This is a genomic window from Fervidicola ferrireducens, from assembly GCF_001562425.1.
In the GTDB taxonomy this organism is placed as follows: domain Bacteria; phylum Bacillota; class Thermosediminibacteria; order Thermosediminibacterales; family Thermosediminibacteraceae; genus Fervidicola; species Fervidicola ferrireducens.
Map to the genome: position 1 here is coordinate 1 of NZ_LOED01000006.1, position 19,721 is coordinate 19,721.

Below are 19,721 nucleotides of genomic sequence, written 5' to 3' on the forward strand. Positions count from 1 at the left end.
TCATGGTGAAAATACAGGCATATGGGTTAATCTGTCCATTTTTAGCTACAATGTCACCAAGTTAGCAAAACTGATGGTTCAAATCTGTTAGAAAATGGCAGGGTCGGTAAAAATAAATGAATAATGAATAAAGATTAGGTTATCAAGGTTCAACCAAAAAGGGATAAGATTTAAAATTGTGTTTTTCAATGGCAACTAATTAGCTGTTAATTATTATATCACAATAATGCTAAATGTGCTATATTATATATATTCAAAAAGGTAAAATATAATAGCATAACTCTCACAATAATACGGCATATAATGTTATGCTACATGCATACCTTCATACTTCAGCTCACAAGGCTGGGCTTTCTGGTGCTTTTTATTGTTGGCAGCGCGTTGATTTTTCCGGTGGTTGTGATAAAATAAGACTGTAATTCGTCCGGCATCCCGATGGAGCCGGAACGGGAGGTGAAAAAATGAACAGCAGCAGGGCGAAGGGAGCGGCACTCGGGGTAAGAACCCTAGCGGTAGCAGGGGTTCTGGGGGCTATCTCCATAGTCCTGGGTATGACTCCGCTGGGGTTTATACCGGTTCCCACTGCGGCGGGACATGCTACGATTATGCACATCCCGGCCGTGTTGGGAGGAGTGCTGGAAGGACCGGTAACAGGGGCCTTAGCAGGTCTCATTTTCGGCCTTCACAGCTTCATCAGGGTAGGCTCTCCAATTTTTGCCGACCCAGTAATTGCGATTTTGCCCAGGATAATGATTGGTGTGGTGGCGCACTACGCCTACCGGCTTACCGGTAGCGTGGCCCTGGCAGCGGCTTTCGGCACCATCACCAATACAGCGGGAGTCCTGGGGCTTGCGGTCCTGAAGGGGTATTTACCAGCACCCGCAGCATGGGCGGTTGCTGTTACCCACGGTATCCCCGAGATAGTGGCGGCTGTTTTGATAACCGCCCTGGTCTATAGGAGCCTTAAAAGGGCAAGAAGGTGATATTTTGCTTCTCACCATAGACGTGGGCAACACCAACATAGTTTTCGGAGTTTTCAAAGGGAAAGAACTCGCAGCCCACTGGAGATTTTCGACCCACAAGGAACAGACGGAAGACGAATACGGTATCCTTTTAAAGAACCTGATGGAAGATGCGGGTATCGACTGCGGGCAAATAAAAGGGGTCGTAATATCGTCAGTGGTTCCCACCGTTACTCCCTATTTGGAAAAAATGTGCGGGAAATATCTCGGAGTTAAGCCATTACTGGTCGGGCCGGGCATTAAAACGGGAATTAACCTAAGGGTGGAAAATCCCCGCGAAGTGGGAGCAGACAGGATAGTTAACATGGTGGGCGCAACCCACAAATATAAAGTTCCCCTAATCGTTGTAGATTTCGGGACCGCCACTACTTTCGACGCGGTAAGCTCTAATATGGAATTCCTCGGGGGCGCTATTGCCCCCGGACTTTTGATTTCGGCCGAGGCCCTTTTCAAAAGCGCATCAAAGCTTTTCCGGGTAGAGATAGTAAAGCCCGAAAGGGCTATAGGAAAAAATACCACGACTAACATTCAATCGGGCCTCTTTTACGGGTATGCGGGATTGGTAGACAACATAGTGGAGTTGATGAAAAAGGAAATGGAGGAAGAACTGGGTGAGGAAGACATATTTGTGGTAGCAACAGGCGGAGTTGCGCATCTTATTGCGCCCGGGACCAGAACGATAGATAAGATTGACAGCATGCTGACCCTCGAGGGGTTGAGGATAATATATGAAAAAAATGCAAGTTGATGGGGGAAACCGGGAAGGTTTCCCCAATCTTGACTTTCCGCCGATATTCCTTGCGCCGATGGCGGGAATAACCGACCTTCCGTTCAGGCTGATTTGCAAGGAGTTCGGAGCCGATGTGGTGATAACCGAGATGGTAAGCACCAGGGGCTTATGTTACGGCGATAAGAAGACCGAATCTTTGCTCTTGGTAGACCCATGCGAACATCCGGTAGGGGTACAGCTGTTCGGCAACGACCCTGAATTTTTCTGTAAAGCCATTGAAAAGATAAAGGATTACCCTTTTGACTTTATAAACATAAACATGGGATGCCCGACTCCGAAGATTGTGAAAAACGGCGATGGATGCGCCTTGATGAGGGAACCGGCACTTGCCCGGGAGATAATCAGGGAATCGGTGAGAGCATCAAGGGTGCCGGTCACGGTAAAAATCCGAAAGGGCTGGGATGACGAGCACGTAAACGCCGTCGAATTTTCGAAAATGGCCGAAGAGAGCGGAGCAGTCATGGTTATCATCCACGGAAGGACCAGGGAACAGTTTTACAGCGGGAAAGCCGATTGGGATATAATAAGGGAAGTAAAAAAAGCTGTAAGCGTCCCCGTCATAGGAAACGGCGATGTTTTTTCGGCTGAAGACGCTCTATCGATGCTGGAGCAAACGGGTTGCGACGGCGTTATGGTGGGACGCGGTGCTCTGGGAAATCCCTTTATTTTTCGTGAAATAAAGCATTATTTGAAGACGGGCGGAAAACTTCCGAAACCCACGCTGGAGGAAAGAAAGCTCGTAATATACAGGCACCTTGATTTGGCCTTTAATTTTCATGGTGAAAAAATCGGTCTGCTGGAGATGAGAAAGCACATAGCATGGTACTTGAAGGGGTTGCCTCATTCTTCAGCTATAAAGCAAAAAATTCAAAGAAGCAATAAGGTCGACGAAATTAAATCTTTACTGGAGGAGTATTTTGTAAGGTTGAGAAATGCCGCCGGGCAGGAGGTGATTTGATTGGAGACCTTTGCTCTTCCGATTACCAATGGCGTTTTACCCCGGATCAACGGGGGAAATATGACCGGCCTTTTTTTAGAACCCTATTTTTCAAAAATGCTCCTGAAGGCGGGAAAGGGAAGGGAAATATTTTTGTTTCCGATGTCACTGGAAGACCGGGAATTTTATCCGGTTGGAGTGATGGCCAGAATAGAAGAACTGTGGATAGAGCGGGTGGTGCCTAACAAAAACATCGTAGGGCTTTTCGCCAGGGTATCGGGGATGGAAAGGTATAAAGCGGGAGGCTTTGAATTTCACGACGAAGGGCTCGTAGCTTACAACTTGGAAAGAATAGACCTGACTGAACTGAGAGAAAGCGGATATCCCGTAATTTGCGGTGCGGGGTGGCGACCTGCGGGTGGCTATACCACCTTTGGTTCCGACAGAAAGAGCATGGAGATAACAATTTACGGGTGGGAATACGAGACGGGCAAAAAGGTGGCCATCGTGGCCCGCCTGAGCCGGGAAGAAATAGAGCCCCAGCAGGCGCACACAGTTGAGCATGCCATTATCAGGTCTTTAAAAAATTACGCCCTCTGCACTCCTAAAACCCTGAGGGTCTGCATGCAGAGGGAAGCCGAAGAGCTGAAGTGGTCGGTGGAAGTAGGAATCGCGCACAAACTTCCCGAAGTATTTGGGGTAACGGGAAGCGGCGTTTGCGGCAATCCTATGACCCGGATGACCTCGATTTACCTTGGGGAGGAATTAAGGAAACAATTGAAAAAAGGACTTGATATCTTTGAATCCTTGAGCGAAGCAAGAAAAAAGACATTATCCAGGATTACGCAGGACCTTGATATTTCCACGGAAAGAGGAGTAAGGGCGCTTCAGGGGCTTAAAAAGGGTATGTTTCACGACGATTCTCCGGTTGAGATGAGAAATCTAAAAAAAATTCTTATGAGATTTCCGCAAGACCCATGGCACTGACATGGGTTTTTTTTATTCTTGTTGATTTTCCATCTTATATGATGTAGAATAAAAAATGAGCACAAAATTGTGCACAGCAGGTGAGAGCATGGACCTCATACGCATAGGAGACAAACTGATAAGCATGACGAAAATAATCGCTGCGCTGGAGGAGATGCTGTCTTTAAGGCAAAAGGGATTGTCTCAGGCTGAGGTGGCGAAAAGATTCGGCATTGACAGGTCCTTCATTTCGAGAATAGAAAATTTGGGCGAAGTAAGGAAGGGAAAGACCATAGCCCTCGTTGGGTTTCCGCTTAAAAATACCGCCGATATAGAAAAGGTTGCCCGGGAAGAAGGGGTGGATTTCATCCTCCTCATGACCGACAGAGAGCGGTGGGATTTCGTTTATAAAAAATCCGGGATAGAGCTGGTAAACGAAATTATGAGTCTGATTTACAAGGTGAGGCAGCACGACGTAGTGATTATTTTGGGCTCCGACCAGCGGATAAAACTTTTCAGGGCGCTCCTCGATAACGAGGTGGTTGCAATAGAGATAGGGCGGTCTCCAATGAAAGAAGATGTTTACGTAGAGCCCGAGTACCTGAGGGAAATTATAAGGAAGATAAGGGAGTGATGAACCGTGAAGCACGTGATGAGTGTGAGTCTAGGTTCGTCGAAGAGAAACCATAAGGTGAAGGTGAACATATTGGGAGAGGAATTTCTTATAGAGCGGGTGGGTACCGATGGGGACAAGCAAAAAGCGGCCGAACTCATAAGGCAGTACGATGGCAAGGTTAGCGCCTTTGGCCTCGGGGGCATCGACCTTTACCTTTATGCCGGGAAAAAGCGCTACGTTATAAAAGATGCTGCAAAGCTGGCGGCTTGTGCCAGAATATCGCCCGTCGTGGACGGCTCGGGGCTTAAAAATACCCTGGAAAGAAAGGTAATAGAATACCTGAAGAGGGAAAACATCTTGGATTTTCGGGGGAAAAAGGTGCTTTTGGTTTCAGCCACCGACCGGTTCGGTATGGCTGAAGCTCTGGAAAAGACGGGTGCGTTGATGACCTACGGCGATTTAATATTCGCCCTCGGCATTCCAATTCCCCTTCACTCGTTGAAGGTTATAGATTTTTTAGCAAGGATACTGGTGCCGATACTGGCAAGATTGCCCTTTGAGATGCTTTACCCTACGGGCGAAAAGCAGGAAGTAAACAAATCCAGGTACGGCAAATTTTTTGAAGAGGCGGATATTATTGCAGGGGATTTTCATTACATAAAGAGGTATATGCCCTCAAAACTCCCGGGGAAGGTGATAATAACCAATACCGTAACCGCCGAAGACGTAGAGATGCTCAAAGAAAAGGGCGTTAAGATGCTCGTTACGACGACTCCGGAGCTTGAAGGCAGGTCTTTCGGCACCAACGTAATGGAGGCGGTCCTGGTTTCCCTTGCGGGAAAACCGTACAATGAGCTTACTCCTAATGATTACGAGGAGCTTTTAGAAAAAATAGGCTTTTTGCCCCGCATAGAGAAATTAAACTGAACGGATGAGGTGTTGGCAATGGACAGTTTCGCATTTATAATCCATCCTATCGATACTTACGATGCAACGAGAAAATTCAAATTCATGAGGTCGTGGCCGGAAAAGGTCATAGAGGGAATTATAAAGCACCTTCCGCCGGTGAAGGTTTCCCACATTACGGGAGTAAAATCACCGTACAACGAGGTAGAGGGTTGGTTCGTAGGCTGTCCCCTTACTACCCGGCAGATGATGACTCTTCCCGAAGATTTCGTGATAAAAAAGATAATAAAAGCGGGAAAGCTTGCCGAAAAGCTAGGTGCTAAGATAGTGGGCTTAGGGGCCTTTACCTCGGTAGTGGGGGATGCGGGAATTACCATATCGAAGAACCTGAACATACCCGTTACAACGGGAAACAGCTATACCGTAGCGACTGCCGTTGAGGGGGCCGTGAAGGCGGCGGAGCTGATGGGAAAAGACATAAGGGATGCCGAGGTAGTGGTAATAGGTGCTACCGGCTCCATCGGGAAAGTATGCGCGGAAATCCTGGCGAAGGATGCCCGGTTTTTGACATTGGTTGGAAGAAATACGCAGAGGCTCGAAGCTATTGCCGAGAAGATCCTGCGCGAAACGGGGCTTTCGGTACGAATTACCTCTAACGTAAAAAATGCCTTAAAGAAGGCGGATGTTGTGATTACCGTAACAAGCAGCGTGGATACAGTAATTGATGCGGAAGACTTGAAGCCCGGCGCGGTGGTGTGCGATGTGGCGCGGCCGAGAGATGTTTCTAAGGAAGTGGCCGAAAAGCGCGACGACGTTCTGATCATCGAGGGCGGCGTGGTGGAAGTGCCCGGAGATGTGAACTTCAATTTCAATTTCGGGTTCGAGCCGAAGACGTGCTATGCCTGCATGGCGGAGACCATGATACTCGCGCTGGAGCGGCGATACGAGTGCTTTACTCTCGGCAGAGATTTGACAGTGGAGCAGGTGGAAGAGATATCGCGGCTTGCCAAAAAGCACGGCTTTAAACTGGCGGGATTCAGGAGCTTCGAGCGGCCGGTGACCGAGGAGCAAATCGAGAGGATAAAGGAAAACGCCAGGCGAAATCTGGCAAAGTGGGATAGCAATGCCATATAAAAAAGGACGCCGAAAATGGCGCCCTTTTTAACCCATGGGATGGAGCGATTCGCGGTATATCCGCCCGATGAGCTCTTTCGTGGCCTCTACGGGAGAGAGGGAAAGCAAAAGCCCTAGCGACGGAGTGGTCATTGCCAGGTCAACGAGTTCGGGGATATCGGCTTCGGTAAAGCCGAAGTCGGAGAGTTTCTGCGTGCAGCCTACAGTAAAGAGCCATTCTTCCACTTTTTTTGCTGCGTAATCGGCTTCGCCGGGCACACCTTTCAGGTCAGGGACGATCGGAGCATAAACGTCGGCCAGCACATCAGCAGATACTGGATATATGGCCCTGACGATGGCGGGGAGAAGGGCTCCCAGCCCGAGACCGTGGGGAAGTTCGGGTTTTACCGCGCTCAAGGGGTGCTCCAGGGCGTGAGTGAGGTGCAGCAAGCCGTTGTCGAAGGAGATACCGGCCAGAGCCGAAGCGTAAAGTAGATAATAGCGGGCTATGAGGTTTTCCGGCTCATTTATGGCAACTGGCAGGTACCGGGCTATAAGCCTTACCGTTTCCTTGGCGGTCAGGATGCTGTACGGAGAAGCGCTCAGGGTAGTGGCGGCTTCGGTTATATGGTTCAGAGCGTCCACGGTGACCGAGACAGTTTGGGTCCTGTCGAGTTTGGTCATGAGCTGAGGATCGTCGATGGCGAACATAGGATAGATGCAGTCGTAAGCTATGGCGGGTTTGTGGTTCTTTTCGGGTATCGTGGCCACAGCGAACCTGTCTACTTCGGTGCCGGTGCCGTGGGTCAGGTTTACAGCTATGATGGGTACAGCCTTTTCCGGTATGAACTTCTGCTCGTACAGCTCCCTACCGTTTTTATCTCTGTACTCCAGCAGGATTGCCACGCCTTTGGCGGTATCGATGGGGCTGCCGCCTCCTATACCTATAACGGCCTGGGCTCCAAGTTCCTTGCCCATTTCAGCGGCCTCGTCGATCATGTCTACGGTGGGATTAGGTCCAACCCTGTCGTAGATTAAATACTCAAATCCCGCCCTTTCCAGCTCCGGTTTGACGACGTTCCAGGCACCGCTGGTTTTATACGAGTTTTTTCCAGTTACCAGAAGTACCTTGTTTATGCCTTTTTTCTTCAATTCGTCGAGGATGTCAGTGATCTTTTGTATTGCTCCAATCCCGAAATATGTGGTATTCTTGCACCGGAGCTCGAAAACTCTGTAAGGGTTGATTCTGGTTTCCCACATAATTATGACCTCCTAATTGTGAAAAATGTAACAATCTGATTTTATTATATTATAAATTAATCTGGTTGTAAATAGACTAATGTGAAAGAGGAACATCAGCCAGAAAAAAATGGTATAATAATTTTACGGCACCTTTATTATTATTGACGTGACATGTTTATGGAAATACTTGATATGAGACATTAAAGATACTCTGCCGAAGACGGGGGAAAATCCGCCTGCTGGGGACCCCCAATGGTAAGGGCGGAATAAAAATACCCCAGCCCCGGGTTGAACGCCCGGGCCAGGAGCCTGCCATGGGTATTGTTGGCTGTTACCTTATGCCCCATCCCCCAATAATGGTTCCGGAGGTAGGCGGGGATGAAGTACGGAAAGTTAACGCTTCCATCGAGGCCGCCCATAAAGTGGGAATGGAAATCCAAAAATTAAAACCGGATACTATAGTGCTCGTATCGCCCCACGGACCTGTCTTTCAGGATGCGGTATGCATTTATGATTTTCCTCTAAGAGGTAGTTTCGCTTCCTTCGGAGCGCCAAAGCTAAAGCTGGAATTTGAGCCCGATGAAGACCTCAAAGAGGAGATTATAAAAAGGGCCGGCAAAACTAGAATCCCTGCGGTTAAGTCCAGCAGTATGCACCTTTCTCGATACGGTATTATGGAAGATCTGGACCACGGGGTTATGGTGCCCCTTTATTTCATAACCCGCCACACTGCGGACTTCAAGCTGGTGCCGCTGGCCTTCGGGATGCTTCCCTACGAGGACCTTTATGCTTTCGGGAAGGCCATCGGGGAAGCGGCTGAATCTCTGGATAAAAAAGTGGTGGTGGTGGCGAGCGGCGATTTATCCCACCGGCTCCTTCCCGGAGCACCGGCGGGGTTTGATCCCGAGGGCAAGGTTTTTGACGAGAAACTGGTTTCTATTCTGGAGCGCTTCGACTTAGATGCTTTATACGACCTGGACCAGGACCTCATAGAAAGGGCGGGCGAATGCGGCCTCCGGTCCATCTGGATAATGCTCGGGACACTAGACGGCCGTGAGGTAAAAGCCGAAGTCCTTTCTTACGAAGGGCCCTTCGGAGTAGGGTACTGCGTGGCCGCGTTCCATCCCGAAGGGAAAACCGAAAGCTGGCTGGAAAGGCTATCAAAAAGGAGGGCCGAAGAGATTAAGATAAGGAGGGAAAACGAGGACCCTTACGTGAAACTGGCGCGCGAAAGCTTGGAGACTTACGTCAGGACGGGAAAGGTCTTAAAAGTGCCCGATGACCTCCCGGAGGAAATGCTCGAGAAAAGAGCGGGAGTTTTCGTTTCGATAAAAAAGCGCGGCCAGCTGCGTGGGTGCATAGGTACCTTTATGCCTACAAAAAAGAATATAGCCGAAGAAATAATAAGAAACGCTATAAGCGCAGGATGCGAGGACCCGAGATTTTCACCGGTTGAACCCGAAGAACTTCCCGAACTCGTCTATTCCGTGGACGTCCTCACGAAGCCGGAACCCGTGGATTCGCCGGATAAGCTGGACCCAAAAAAGTACGGCGTTATAGTAAAGAAAGGAGCGAGGACGGGGCTCCTGCTGCCGGATCTAGAAGGAGTGGATACCGTGGAAAAGCAGCTGGAAATCGCCTTGAGAAAGGCAGGTATAAGGCCCGACGAGGACTACGAAATTTTCAGGTTCGAGGTAGTGAGACACCACTAGAGGGGAGAGGGGTGTCAATCCTTGCAAGATGCGGGAAAAATGCCAATTAAAGAAGCAATGTTTTACGAAAAAGAGGAAGGCGAACTCGTCCGCTGTCTTCTGTGCCCCCACCGCTGCGCAATTTCACCTGGAAGGTCGGGTGCATGCAGGGTTCGGAAAAACGTAAAGGGCGTACTTTATTCCACCAATTACGGCAGGATATCCTCTTTGGGCATGGACCCCATAGAAAAAAAGCCCCTCTATAACTTTTACCCCGGCAGCCTAATCTTTTCGGTGGGCAGTTTCGGGTGCAACTTCCGCTGCAAATTCTGCCAGAACTGGCAGATAGCGCAGGTGACAGAAGTTCCTACCGAGTACGTCCCGGCCGAACGGCTGGTAAAAATAGCAAAAAGCCAGCCGGGAAACATCGGGATAGCCTACACGTACAATGAACCGTCGATATGGTACGAGTACGTGATCGAGTGTGCCCGGCTAGCAAAAAAAGAGGGGCTTAAAAACGTGCTCGTCACCAACGGGTTCATAGAGATGGAGCCGCTGGAGCAACTGCTTCCCTATGTAGATGCCATGAACATAGACGTCAAGGCTTACACCGAAGATTTCTACAGGGACCTGACCCTGGGGAATCTTTCGGCAGTCAAGCGGACCGTGGAGCGGGCTCAGAAGACCTGCCACGTTGAGATAACCACCCTGCTGATCCCCGGGCTCAATGATAAAGATGAAGAAATAGAAGCCCTTGCTTGCTGGCTTTCTTCCATCCGCAGGGATATCCCGCTGCACCTTACGCGGTATTTCCCCAATTACAAGATGGACCTGCCGCCCACCCCCGTCAGCACCCTGAAGAGGGCCAGGGCGATAGCCATGAGGTACCTGGACTACGTTTACACCGGCAACATCGCCGATGAGGAGGGCAGCAACACTTACTGCCCCCGGTGCGGGGAAGTCGCAATACGGCGGTATGGCTACAGGGTGCAGGTAGAGATCCGCGGCGGCAGATGCGGAAAGTGCGGCGGTGAAATTTCTGTGGTAAGCTGAAGGCAAAAATGCGACAGCGTTTGTCTATTTCCCGGGAAATGTAGGATATAATGTCGTTTAGGGTAGGTAAACGCCCAATTTTCGGTATTAAAGTTGCAAGCGAAGGGAGGGGAGAATATGATAAACTTTACCATAAAGGAAATAACAGCGAGCGACCGGGAATGGGTAGCCCGGTTTTTAGAAAAAAGCTGGGGTTCAACAAAAATAGTCAGCAGAAACAGAGTTCATGACGCGGTTAACCTACCCGGATTTCTTGCGGTAGAGGAAGGAAATCCCCTGGGTGTCATTATTTACAATATTGAGGGCGACCAGTGCGAAATCGTGGTACTGGAAAGTATGGTTGAGAACAGAGGCATAGGCTCGGCGCTGGTAGAAGTCGTCAAGAGGGCCGCCGTTTCCTCCGGATGCAGGAGGCTGTGGCTCATTACCACCAACGATAATATGAAGGCTCTGAAGTTTTACCAGAAAAGAGGTTTCTTACTTGTAGCTGTTCATAGAAACGCCCTGGAGCAAGCTCGAAAGCTGAAGCCTCAGATACCCGTGATAGGAATCGACGGTATACCTTTACGGGACGAAATAGAATTGGAAATGCCCCTCCAGCCTTTGGAAGGAAGTGGAATATGATTCTGGAAAGACTGGCCGTAAAAATATTTTCCGGTACTGAAATAGATAAGGAAAAGGCTCTGAGAAACGCATATGGAATCCTGAGCGGCGTCATGGGTATAGCCGTGAATGCGCTGCTATTTGCGGTAAAGTTTGCCATAGGAAGGATCACGAACAGCATAGCGATTCTCGCCGATGCCTTCAACAACCTGGGCGACATAGGGTCTTCGGTGGTGACGATAATCGGATTTAAATTGGCATCAAAGCCACCTGACAGGGAACACCCTTTCGGCCATGGAAGGGCTGAATATATCACGAGTTTAATAATCTCCCTCTTTGTAATGCTCGTGGGATTCGAACTTTTTAGGGACTCCATCGGGAGGATATCAGATCCTTCCGCCGTGGTCTTCAGCCTTCCTTCTTTTATTATTTTGATTTTTTCTATAGGTGCAAAGCTTTGGCTGGGCAAATTTACAGGAAAACTGGCGGAAAAAATAGATTCCAAGGCTTTGGATGCCAGTTCTATGGACAGCTACGGCGACGTGGTATCGACGTTTACCGCGGCTTTAGCCTTGCTTTCTTCAAGGTTTACTTCATTTCCGGTAGACGGATATGTAGGTTTATTGGTTTCCCTATTCATTATGTACGCCGGTTACAACCTGATAAGGGAAGCGGTGGACCTTTTAATAGGCGGAAGACCAGACCCAAACCTGGTGGAGGAGATAAAAAGGAAGGTGTTATCCTACGAGGGCATAATAGGAGTGCATGACCTGATGGTTCACAACTACGGCCCAGGGAGGTGCGTTGTATCGCTTCACGCCGAGGTCCCGGAGAACATGTCGGTGGTGAAAGCCCACGATATAATAGATAACGTGGAAAGGGACCTTTCCGAGGAACTCGGGGTTTTTATAACCATCCACATGGACCCCTTGAATGTAGATGATGAAGAAATAGTGAAAACGAGACGGGAAATAGAAATGATAGTAAATGAAGTTCCCGGAGTGCTTTCCATCCACGACCTTCGGGTGGTGGGCTCCGGCGAAAAAAAGAACGTCATTTTCGACGTGGTCGTATCGAGCGATGTAAGGGAGCACGAAGAACAGGCAGTAAAACATAAGATAATATCGGAGATAAAAAAAGTGTATCCGGGGTATAATCCGGTGATAACCGTAGACAGGCATTATGTTTGAGCTTTTTTCAAATATTTTCTGCAGGACCTTGTGTTAATAAGCCGCGTATGCTATAATAACAAAGGTTAGGTTTAAGTTTGAATGTGAAAACAATTTTCGGTGAGGTGATATAAATGAAAAAGGGCATACACCCCAATTATGGTAAAGCCATCGTGAGATGTGCATGCGGGGAGACCTTCGAGACCGGTTCTACAAAGCCCGAAATCCACGTCGAGATTTGCTCCAAGTGCCATCCCTTCTTTACTGGCAAGCAGAAGCTGGTTGACACTGGCGGGCGCGTGGAACGTTTCAAGAAGAAGTACGGCATAAAGGATGAAGAATGATTAAAAGGTTAGAGTTTCAACTCTAGCCTTTATTCGTATTATAGAAAGGGATAAAAGATGAAGAGGGAAGGACCAGCGATAGGCGGTCAAGCCGTTTTAGAAGGCGTCATGATGAGGAGCCCTAAATACACCGCCATAGCCGTGAGGAAAGACGGCGAAATCGTAATTAAAAAGGAAGAAAACTTTTCAATTTCCGACCAGTATCCTTTCTTGAAAGCTCCGATATTAAGGGGAGCCGTGGCATTAATAGAGATGCTGGTGGTAGGAGTGAGGGCCCTGTCCTATTCGGCGGGTGTAGTCTCCGATGATGATGAAGAAGAGCTAAATAGCAGGGATATTTTTTTAGCCGTTGTAATGGCCCTGGCATTTGCGCTGCTGCTTTTTATCGTTTTTCCGACCATTTTGACAAAATTCATAGCTGGAAGCATAAAGAATCCCTTTTTGCTCAACCTCATAGAAGGGCTTGTTCGCATTCTGGTTTTTTTATTGTATTTGATATCCATTTCCTCGATGAAAGATATAAAAAGATTTTTCGAATATCACGGGGCAGAGCACAAGGCCGTTCACTGCTATGAAAGCGGAGAGGAATTGACGATAGAAAACGCAAAAAAATACACGACACTGCATCCGCGCTGCGGTACCAGTTTCCTGTTGGTGGTCATGGTTGTGAGCATTTTGCTTTTTTCCATGCTGGGATGGCCGGGAATAGTAGCCCGCATAACTTTCAGGGTTTTGCTCTTTCCGATGGTGGCGGGGATATCTTACGAATTCATAAAGCTAGCCGGGAAAAGCAACTCCGTGCTTGTTCGGCTTCTCAGTGCACCTGGCTTATGGCTTCAAAAACTGACTACCCGTGAACCCGACGATTCCCAGCTGGAGGTGGCTTTAGAGGCTCTGAAGTGCGTATTGTCTGGAGGTGATGGATTTGTTCGATAAGCTGGACTCCATAGAGAAAAGGTACGAGGAACTCACAAAAGAGATAAGCGATCCCGCCGTGATAGCAAGACAGGAAGAATGGAGGAAGCTGGCTAAAGAGCACGCTTCTTTGGAAGAGATAGTATCTTGCTATCGTGAGTATAAAAAGGTCGTGGAGGAAATAAAAGAAAGCAGGGAACTTCTTAAGGAAAGTTCCGACGACCGTGAGATGGAAGAGTTTATCAAAGAGGAAATAGAGCGATTGAAAGAAAGGGAAAAGGAACTCCAGGAAAAATTAAAGATCCTGCTCTTGCCTAAGGACCCCAACGATGAAAAGGATGTCATAATGGAAATCAGGGCCGGGGCGGGGGGAGAAGAGGCGGCGTTGTTTGCCGGAGACCTTTTCAGGATGTATACCCGCTATGCCGAGCGGAAAGGCTGGAAGGTTGAGGTGATGAGCTCCAACCCTACGGAGCTGGGTGGATTTAAAGAAGTTATCTTTGAGGTGATGGGGAAAGGAGCGTACAGCCGCCTGAAGTACGAATCCGGCGTCCACCGGGTGCAGAGGATACCGGTGACCGAGGCCGGAGGGAGAATCCACACTTCCACGGCCACGGTGGCGGTGCTGCCGGAAGCCGAAGAGGTAGATGTGGAAATAAATCCCAACGAAATCAGAATAGATGTCTTCAGGTCCTCGGGTCACGGCGGTCAGTCAGTGAACACCACCGATTCGGCGGTGAGGATAACGCACCTTCCCACGGGGATTGTGGTCACCTGCCAGGACGAGCGTTCGCAGCTAAAAAATAGAGAACGGGCCCTTAAGATATTGAGGGCCAAGCTCCTGGAGATGAAGAGGCGGGAACAAGAAGAAAAAATAGCCCAGAGCAGGAGGAGCCAGGTGGGCACGGGAGACAGGAGCGAGAGGATAAGGACTTACAATTTCCCGCAGGGGAGGGTTACTGACCACCGCATAGGCTTTACGACGCACCAGCTGGAGAACATATTGGATGGGGAACTGGACGAACTGATAGAAAGGCTGATCGCGGAAGATCAGGCAAAGAAGCTTGCCGAGGCCGACGGCGATGAGATGAGGGCGGTTCAATGAACGTCGTTGAAGGTTTAAGGTACGGCCGAAAAGTACTCCTCGAGGCGGGGGTCGAAAATCCTTTGCTGGATGCAGAGGTCATACTTTCTCATGTGCTCGGGGCAAGGCGGATGGATCTCTACCTTGAACCTCAGAGAGAGCTGAAAGAAGAGGAAATCAAAACCTACAAGGCCTTGATAGAAAAGCGGAGTTCGCGGATTCCAGTGGCGTACATTACCGGGAAAAAGGAGTTTTTTACCCTGGAATTTTTCGTGAAAGAAGGGGTATTGATTCCCCGGCCCGAGACCGAGTTTCTGGTGGAAGAAGTTCTAAACCGTATTTCAAACATAAAAACGCCCAAAGTGGCGGAACTATGCTGCGGAAGCGGAGCTGTAGCAATATCTATAGCTTTTTTTAAAAAGGACGCTATCGTGTACGCTTCAGACATATCGGAAATAGCCGGGGAAGTGACCATGCTGAACGCTACCAAGCACGGTGTGGAGGACCGGGTTCGTTTTTTAAGGGGGGATCTCTGGCAACCTTTTGAAAAAGAGGGGCTAAAAGGATTTGACGTGGTGGTGGCCAATCCCCCTTATATCCCGTCCAATGAACTGGAAAACCTGCCCCCAGAGGTAAAAAAAGAACCGAGAGAGGCTCTGGACGGAGGTCCCGACGGGCTGGATTTTTACAGGCGCATAATTACAAGGGCTCCCAAATTTTTAAAATCCAGGGGAAGTATCGTCCTGGAAATCGGCAATGACCAGCGGGAGAGGGTCTGTAGTTTCCTCAAAGGAGAATGCTTTGAGGATATCAGGATTATAAAGGATTACGGCGGCTTTGAACGGGTGATAGCCGCATCACTACATGCGGGAGATGGAAAAAGTGAATGAAAAAATACCCTTTCGCAAGCTCTTTTTTATGTTTTGGGCTTTCTTTAAGATAGGGGCTTTCACCCTCGGGGGCGGGTTTGCCATGATTCCTCTCATGAAAGCGGAATTTGTTGATAAATTGAAGTGGCTCAACGAAGATGAATTTCTCGACATAATCGCGGTATCCCAGTGTGCTCCGGGAGCTGTTGCCATAAATTCTTCGATTTACATAGGGTACAGACTTTACGGGCTTCCGGGCGCGGCTATTGCCGCCTTGGGAACGGTTCTTCCGTCCTTCCTCATAATTTTGGCAGTTGCTTTGGTTTATGCAAAAATTAGATCAATGCCGGCAGTTCAAAAGGCTTTCAGGGGAGTATATCCCGCCCTGGTGGTGCTGGTTATGAGCGCCGCCATTAATCTCTGGAAAGCGGCCTTCAAAAACTATGTCGATATAGGTATAGCCGCAATCTGCCTGGCAGCGCTATTTATATTCGATGTGCATCCCGTTTTTACCGTTCTTGCCGCGGGAATCAGCGGAGTCCTTTTTGATTTGAGGAAGGAACACGGGGAAGAAGGCGATATCGGGTGATATTAATAAAGCTTTTTTGGGCTTTTTTTAAAATAGGGCTGTTCAGCTTCGGCGGCGGCTACGCGATGATACCTTTCATACAGAGGGAGATAATAGATATAAACGGATGGCTTACCCCCGAGCAATTTATGGACATAATCGCCATATCCCAGATGACTCCGGGGCCCATCGCGGTCAATGCGGCAACTTTTGTTGGATATAAAATTGCCGGTTTCTGGGGTTCGGTGTCTGCGACCTGCGGTGTGGCCGCTCCTTCGGCTGTAATCATAATTACCCTGGCTTTCATGATTAAAAAATACAGGAGCCTAAAATGGGTGGACCGCTTTTTTTTAAGGGTGAGACCTGCGGTTATTGCCCTGATTGTAAATGCCGCCTACTCGCTAGGCAAAAATTCTATAACGGGCATAAAGGATGTATTTATAGCCGTCCTGGCTTTGTTGGGACTTTACATGTTTAAGATAAATCCCATTTTGTTGATAGTTCTTGCTTCCTTTTTAGGAATTTTGCTCAACTAAGCGGGGAAAGTGATGCTATGGAGACGAAACTGATTAAAGTAAATCCTGAAAAGCCGGATTTGGGAAGCATTAGAATTGCCGCGGGCGTCATAAGAGCCGGGGGACTTGTAGCCTTTCCGACAGAAACGGTATACGGCCTTGGGGCCAATGCCCTTGATGAGGATGCTGCCCGCAAAATATATAATGCCAAAAACAGGCCTCAGGACAATCCGTTAATCGTCCATATATCATCTCATAAAGAAGTGGAAGGGCTTGTTCGCAATATGCCGCCTGAAGCTCGAATATTGATGGAGAGGTTCTGGCCCGGCCCCCTCACACTGGTCCTCGAAAAGTCGAATAAAGTTCCATACAGTACTACAGGGGGACTCGATACGGTTGCGGTGAGAATGCCGAGACACCCCGTGGCTTTAGCGCTCATAAAGGAATCGGGAGTGCCCATAGCCGCTCCGAGCGCCAACATATCGGGAAGGCCGAGTCCCACCACCGCCGAAGACGTGTACGAAGACATGGCCGGGAAGGTGGACGTAATCTTGGATGGGGGCCCATGCGAGGTCGGCGTGGAATCCACAGTCCTTGATTTGACCGGTGATGTCCCGGTGATTTTGAGGCCCGGCGGAGTGACCCGGGAGGAACTGGAAGAAGCGGTCGGCAGGGTGGAACTGGACGCAGGGCTTTTGCCCGGGCAGAAGCCCAAATCGCCCGGCCAGAAGTACAGGCATTATTCGCCGAAAGCCCCCATGCTGGTGGTAGAGGGCCCAGTTGAAGCTCAGATAAAAAAAATCTCCGAAGTGGCAGAAAGGCTTTCCGTCGAGGGCAAGAAAGTGGGCATAATGGCCACCGCCCAGACGCGCATGTATTATAAAACGGGATACGTGATTTCCGTTGGAGATAGAAATGCGCCTTTGACCATATCGGCAAACCTTTTTTCCGTGCTGAGAAAATTCGACAGAATGGGGGTAGACCAGATACTGGCAGAGGGTATTCCGGAGACCGGGCTGGGCCTTGCGGTCATGAATAGGCTTAGAAAAGCCGCAGGGTATAATATAATTAAGCTTGAATGAATATCTTGGGAGGGCGCCCTATATGAAAAGAGTGCTTTTCGTGTGCACGGGCAATACCTGCCGCAGCAGCATGGCGGAGGGCCTTTTTAGAAAAATGATAAAGGAGCGCGGCAAGGAAGGGGAAATAGATGTGGATTCATGCGGGATAGCCGCCGTTGCGGGAATGCCCGCGTCCCCTCAAGCCGTAAAGGTTATGAAGGATATTGGTGTAGACATTTCCTCGCATAGAGCAAAGACCCTTTCCGAAGAGCTTCTAAGGGCCGACCTTATACTCACTATGACGAAAAGCCACAAAGATTACATTGTAAATAAGTTTCCCCATACGAAGGGCAGGGTCTTTGTCCTTGCCGAGTTTGCCGAAGACGAAGGCGACGAAGGGGTGGATATCGCCGACCCTTACGGCGGTGATGAGGAGACTTACCGCCGTGTGGCGGAAGCATTGAAGGAGAAGCTCGAAAAGGTTCTGGAAAAGCTGGACAGGGCTTGATGGTTTCAAATATAATGTAGTTAGCGCAAAGGAGGAAAGTGCAATGAAAATAGCTGTAGCCAGCGACCATGGCGGATTTGGTTTGAAAGAGGAGATTATCAAATTTTTAGAAGAGAAAGGCATAGAATACGAAGATATGGGTACCTTTTCCGAAGAGCCGGTGGATTACCCCGATATCGCATTTAAACTCGCCGAAGCGGTTGCCCGCGGTGAGTACGACAGGGGTATTTTGATTTGCGGGACGGGAATAGGAGTTACCATAGCGGCCAACAAAGTGAAGGGAATCCGCGCTGCTCTGTGCCACGACGTGTATTCGGCAAGGATGTCCAGGCTTCACAACAATGCCAACGTCCTGACCATGGGAGGAAGGGTAATAGGCCCCGGCCTTGCCAAAGCTATAGTGGAAGAATGGCTCAAGGCGGAATTTGAAGGAGGACGTCACCAGCGGCGGATCGACAAAATAAGCTCTTACGAAAATCGATAAAAGAGGAGGGGTTTTATGGAAGTTTTGAAGGTGGTAGATCCCGAGGTTGCAGAGGCAATAGAAAACGAATTAAAGCGCCAGCAAAACCACCTGGAGATGATAGCCTCCGAAAATTTCGTAAGCAGGGCGGTAATGGAAGCGCAGGGGTCGGTGCTGACCAACAAGTATGCGGAAGGGTATCCCGGCAGAAGGTATTACGGCGGTTGCGAATTCGTGGATGTCGTGGAAAATTTAGCAAAAGAGCGGGCTAAAAAGCTCTTTAATGCCGAACATGCAAACGTCCAGCCCCACTCGGGGGCCCAGGCCAATACTGCCGTATATTTTTCCGTCCTGAACGTCGGCGATAAGGTCATGGGGATGAACCTGGCTCACGGGGGGCACCTAACCCACGGAAGCCCTGTGAACATTTCGGGGAAGTATTTCAATTTCATTCCCTACGGCGTTTCCAAAGAAACCGGATTTCTGGATTACGAAGAACTGGAAGCTCTGGCCGAGCAACACAGGCCGAAAATGATAGTGGCCGGAGCAAGCGCCTACCCCCGGATCATTGATTTTGGAAGGATAGCCGAAATCGCAAGGAAAGTCGGGGCGTATTTGATGGTGGATATGGCCCATATTGCAGGTCTTGTGGCTGCCGGCTTGCACCCCAATCCAGTGCCGGTATCCGATTTCGTGACCACAACCACTCATAAGACCCTGAGGGGCCCCAGGGGCGGAATGATACTTTGTAAAAAAGAATATGCCCAGGCCATAGATAAGGCGGTGTTCCCCGGAATTCAGGGAGGACCTTTGATGCACGTCATAGCCGCCAAAGCGGTTTGCTTCAGGGAAGCTGATACGGAGGAATTTAAAAAATACCAGGAACAGGTTGTAAAAAATGCAAAAGCCCTGGCAAAGGCCTTAATGGAAAGGGGATACAACCTGGTGTCCGGTGGGACGGACAACCACCTGATATTGGTGGACCTGAGAAATAAAAACCTGACGGGAGCCGAGGCGGAAAAACTGCTCGATGAAGTGGGCATAACCGTGAACAAAAACGCCATACCCTACGACCCCGAAAAGCCCAATGTCACAAGCGGCATAAGAATAGGAACGCCGGCTTTAACTTCGAGGGGCATGAAGGAGAGCGAAATGGAAGAAATAGCCGAACTCATAGACATTACCCTCTCTTACCGGGATGATGAGATAAAGAAGGCGAAGGTTATAAAGGCTGTTAAGGGCCTTTGCGAAAGGTTTCCGCTTTATTCAAATATTTAGAAATGGGG

23 protein-coding genes are annotated in these 19,721 nt (G+C 49.2%); 21 read left to right on the plus strand and 2 right to left on the minus strand.

All coding sequences use genetic code 11. The features are described 5' to 3' along the window. Nucleotides 1-461: 461 nt before the first annotated feature. The 7 genes from AN618_RS03560 (at nt 462) to AN618_RS03590 (ending at nt 6,371) form a co-directional block, all read left to right on the plus strand. Nucleotides 462-983, plus strand: coding sequence for an ECF transporter S component (locus AN618_RS03560; RefSeq protein WP_066352191.1), 522 nt, complete (start codon nt 462-464; stop codon nt 981-983). Between the two features lie 4 nt (nt 984-987). Beyond that, nucleotides 988-1,770 carry a type III pantothenate kinase gene (locus AN618_RS03565; protein ID WP_066352193.1) on the plus strand — a complete coding sequence of 261 codons (783 nt, stop codon included), beginning with the start codon at nt 988-990 and terminating at the stop codon, nt 1,768-1,770. Next, a complete protein-coding gene (gene dusB / locus AN618_RS03570; RefSeq protein WP_066352365.1) occupies nt 1,760-2,770 on the plus strand; it encodes a tRNA dihydrouridine synthase DusB in 1,011 nt (336 codons plus the stop codon). Before AN618_RS03565 ends, dusB begins: the two co-directional genes overlap by 11 nt. Further along, entirely contained in the window at nt 2,771-3,736 is a 966-nt protein-coding gene (locus AN618_RS03575; RefSeq protein ID WP_066352194.1) for a hypothetical protein, read from the plus strand. An 88-nt stretch (nt 3,737-3,824) separates the two neighbouring features. Next, nucleotides 3,825-4,349 carry a helix-turn-helix domain-containing protein gene (locus AN618_RS03580; RefSeq protein ID WP_066352197.1) on the plus strand — a complete coding sequence of 175 codons (525 nt, stop codon included), beginning with the start codon at nt 3,825-3,827 and terminating at the stop codon, nt 4,347-4,349. A 6-nt stretch (nt 4,350-4,355) separates the two neighbouring features. Continuing rightward, complete coding sequence (locus AN618_RS03585; RefSeq protein ID WP_066352200.1) at nt 4,356-5,258, plus strand: quinate 5-dehydrogenase; 903 nt, start codon at nt 4,356-4,358, stop codon at nt 5,256-5,258. An 18-nt stretch (nt 5,259-5,276) separates the two neighbouring features. After that, a complete protein-coding gene (locus AN618_RS03590; protein ID WP_066352201.1) occupies nt 5,277-6,371 on the plus strand; it encodes a saccharopine dehydrogenase NADP-binding domain-containing protein in 1,095 nt (364 codons plus the stop codon). Between the two features lie 27 nt (nt 6,372-6,398). Here the strand turns inward: AN618_RS03590 and AN618_RS03595 are convergent, their stop codons facing one another. After that, nucleotides 6,399-7,610: an iron-containing alcohol dehydrogenase gene (locus tag AN618_RS03595; protein WP_066352203.1), complete on the minus strand. Its 1,212-nt coding sequence runs from the start codon at nt 7,608-7,610 to the stop codon at nt 6,399-6,401. Between the two features lie 182 nt (nt 7,611-7,792). Continuing rightward, nucleotides 7,793-7,939: a hypothetical protein gene (locus tag AN618_RS13300; protein WP_187694876.1), complete on the minus strand. Its 147-nt coding sequence runs from the start codon at nt 7,937-7,939 to the stop codon at nt 7,793-7,795. Here AN618_RS13300 and amrA point away from each other — a divergent pair. The 14 genes from amrA (at nt 7,907) to AN618_RS03665 (ending at nt 19,713) form a co-directional block, all read left to right on the plus strand. Then, complete coding sequence (amrA, locus tag AN618_RS03600; RefSeq protein ID WP_066352204.1) at nt 7,907-9,304, plus strand: AmmeMemoRadiSam system protein A; 1,398 nt, start codon at nt 7,907-7,909, stop codon at nt 9,302-9,304. The two genes, AN618_RS13300 and amrA, sit on opposite strands and share 33 nt — an antisense overlap. A 39-nt stretch (nt 9,305-9,343) precedes the next feature. Then, the gene (gene amrS, locus AN618_RS03605; protein ID WP_066352367.1) at nt 9,344-10,336 is read left to right on the plus strand and encodes an AmmeMemoRadiSam system radical SAM enzyme; all 993 of its coding nucleotides are present in this window, start codon (nt 9,344-9,346) and stop codon (nt 10,334-10,336) included. A 117-nt stretch (nt 10,337-10,453) separates the two neighbouring features. Then, the gene (locus AN618_RS03610) at nt 10,454-10,960 is read left to right on the plus strand and encodes a GNAT family N-acetyltransferase (protein WP_066352209.1); all 507 of its coding nucleotides are present in this window, start codon (nt 10,454-10,456) and stop codon (nt 10,958-10,960) included. Then, a complete protein-coding gene (locus tag AN618_RS03615) occupies nt 10,957-12,129 on the plus strand; it encodes a cation diffusion facilitator family transporter (protein WP_066352210.1) in 1,173 nt (390 codons plus the stop codon). Before AN618_RS03610 ends, AN618_RS03615 begins: the two co-directional genes overlap by 4 nt. Before the next feature lie 113 nt (nt 12,130-12,242). Beyond that, nucleotides 12,243-12,452 carry a 50S ribosomal protein L31 gene (gene rpmE / locus AN618_RS03620; RefSeq protein ID WP_066352212.1) on the plus strand — a complete coding sequence of 70 codons (210 nt, stop codon included), beginning with the start codon at nt 12,243-12,245 and terminating at the stop codon, nt 12,450-12,452. A gap of 57 nt (nt 12,453-12,509) precedes the next feature. Continuing rightward, nucleotides 12,510-13,388 carry a DUF1385 domain-containing protein gene (locus tag AN618_RS03625; protein WP_066352213.1) on the plus strand — a complete coding sequence of 293 codons (879 nt, stop codon included), beginning with the start codon at nt 12,510-12,512 and terminating at the stop codon, nt 13,386-13,388. Then, nucleotides 13,378-14,472, plus strand: coding sequence for a peptide chain release factor 1 (gene prfA, locus AN618_RS03630; protein ID WP_066352215.1), 1,095 nt, complete (start codon nt 13,378-13,380; stop codon nt 14,470-14,472). Before AN618_RS03625 ends, prfA begins: the two co-directional genes overlap by 11 nt. Beyond that, complete coding sequence (prmC, locus tag AN618_RS03635; RefSeq protein ID WP_066352218.1) at nt 14,469-15,341, plus strand: peptide chain release factor N(5)-glutamine methyltransferase; 873 nt, start codon at nt 14,469-14,471, stop codon at nt 15,339-15,341. The genes prfA and prmC overlap by 4 nt, the downstream gene beginning before the upstream one ends. After that, the gene (locus AN618_RS03640; RefSeq protein WP_245628378.1) at nt 15,334-15,909 is read left to right on the plus strand and encodes a chromate transporter; all 576 of its coding nucleotides are present in this window, start codon (nt 15,334-15,336) and stop codon (nt 15,907-15,909) included. Before prmC ends, AN618_RS03640 begins: the two co-directional genes overlap by 8 nt. Beyond that, the gene (locus tag AN618_RS03645) at nt 15,906-16,424 is read left to right on the plus strand and encodes a chromate transporter (RefSeq protein WP_066352222.1); all 519 of its coding nucleotides are present in this window, start codon (nt 15,906-15,908) and stop codon (nt 16,422-16,424) included. Before AN618_RS03640 ends, AN618_RS03645 begins: the two co-directional genes overlap by 4 nt. A gap of 17 nt (nt 16,425-16,441) precedes the next feature. Then, nucleotides 16,442-17,485: an L-threonylcarbamoyladenylate synthase gene (locus AN618_RS03650; RefSeq protein ID WP_066352223.1), complete on the plus strand. Its 1,044-nt coding sequence runs from the start codon at nt 16,442-16,444 to the stop codon at nt 17,483-17,485. A gap of 22 nt (nt 17,486-17,507) precedes the next feature. Beyond that, nucleotides 17,508-17,972 carry a low molecular weight protein arginine phosphatase gene (locus tag AN618_RS03655; protein WP_066352224.1) on the plus strand — a complete coding sequence of 155 codons (465 nt, stop codon included), beginning with the start codon at nt 17,508-17,510 and terminating at the stop codon, nt 17,970-17,972. Nucleotides 17,973-18,015: 43 nt separating this feature from the next. Beyond that, nucleotides 18,016-18,456 (plus strand): ribose 5-phosphate isomerase B, encoded by a 441-nt coding sequence (gene rpiB, locus AN618_RS03660; RefSeq protein WP_066352226.1) that lies wholly within the window; start codon nt 18,016-18,018, stop codon nt 18,454-18,456. 15 nt (nt 18,457-18,471) lie between these two features. After that, complete coding sequence (locus AN618_RS03665; protein WP_066352228.1) at nt 18,472-19,713, plus strand: serine hydroxymethyltransferase; 1,242 nt, start codon at nt 18,472-18,474, stop codon at nt 19,711-19,713. Nucleotides 19,714-19,721 lie beyond the last annotated feature (8 nt).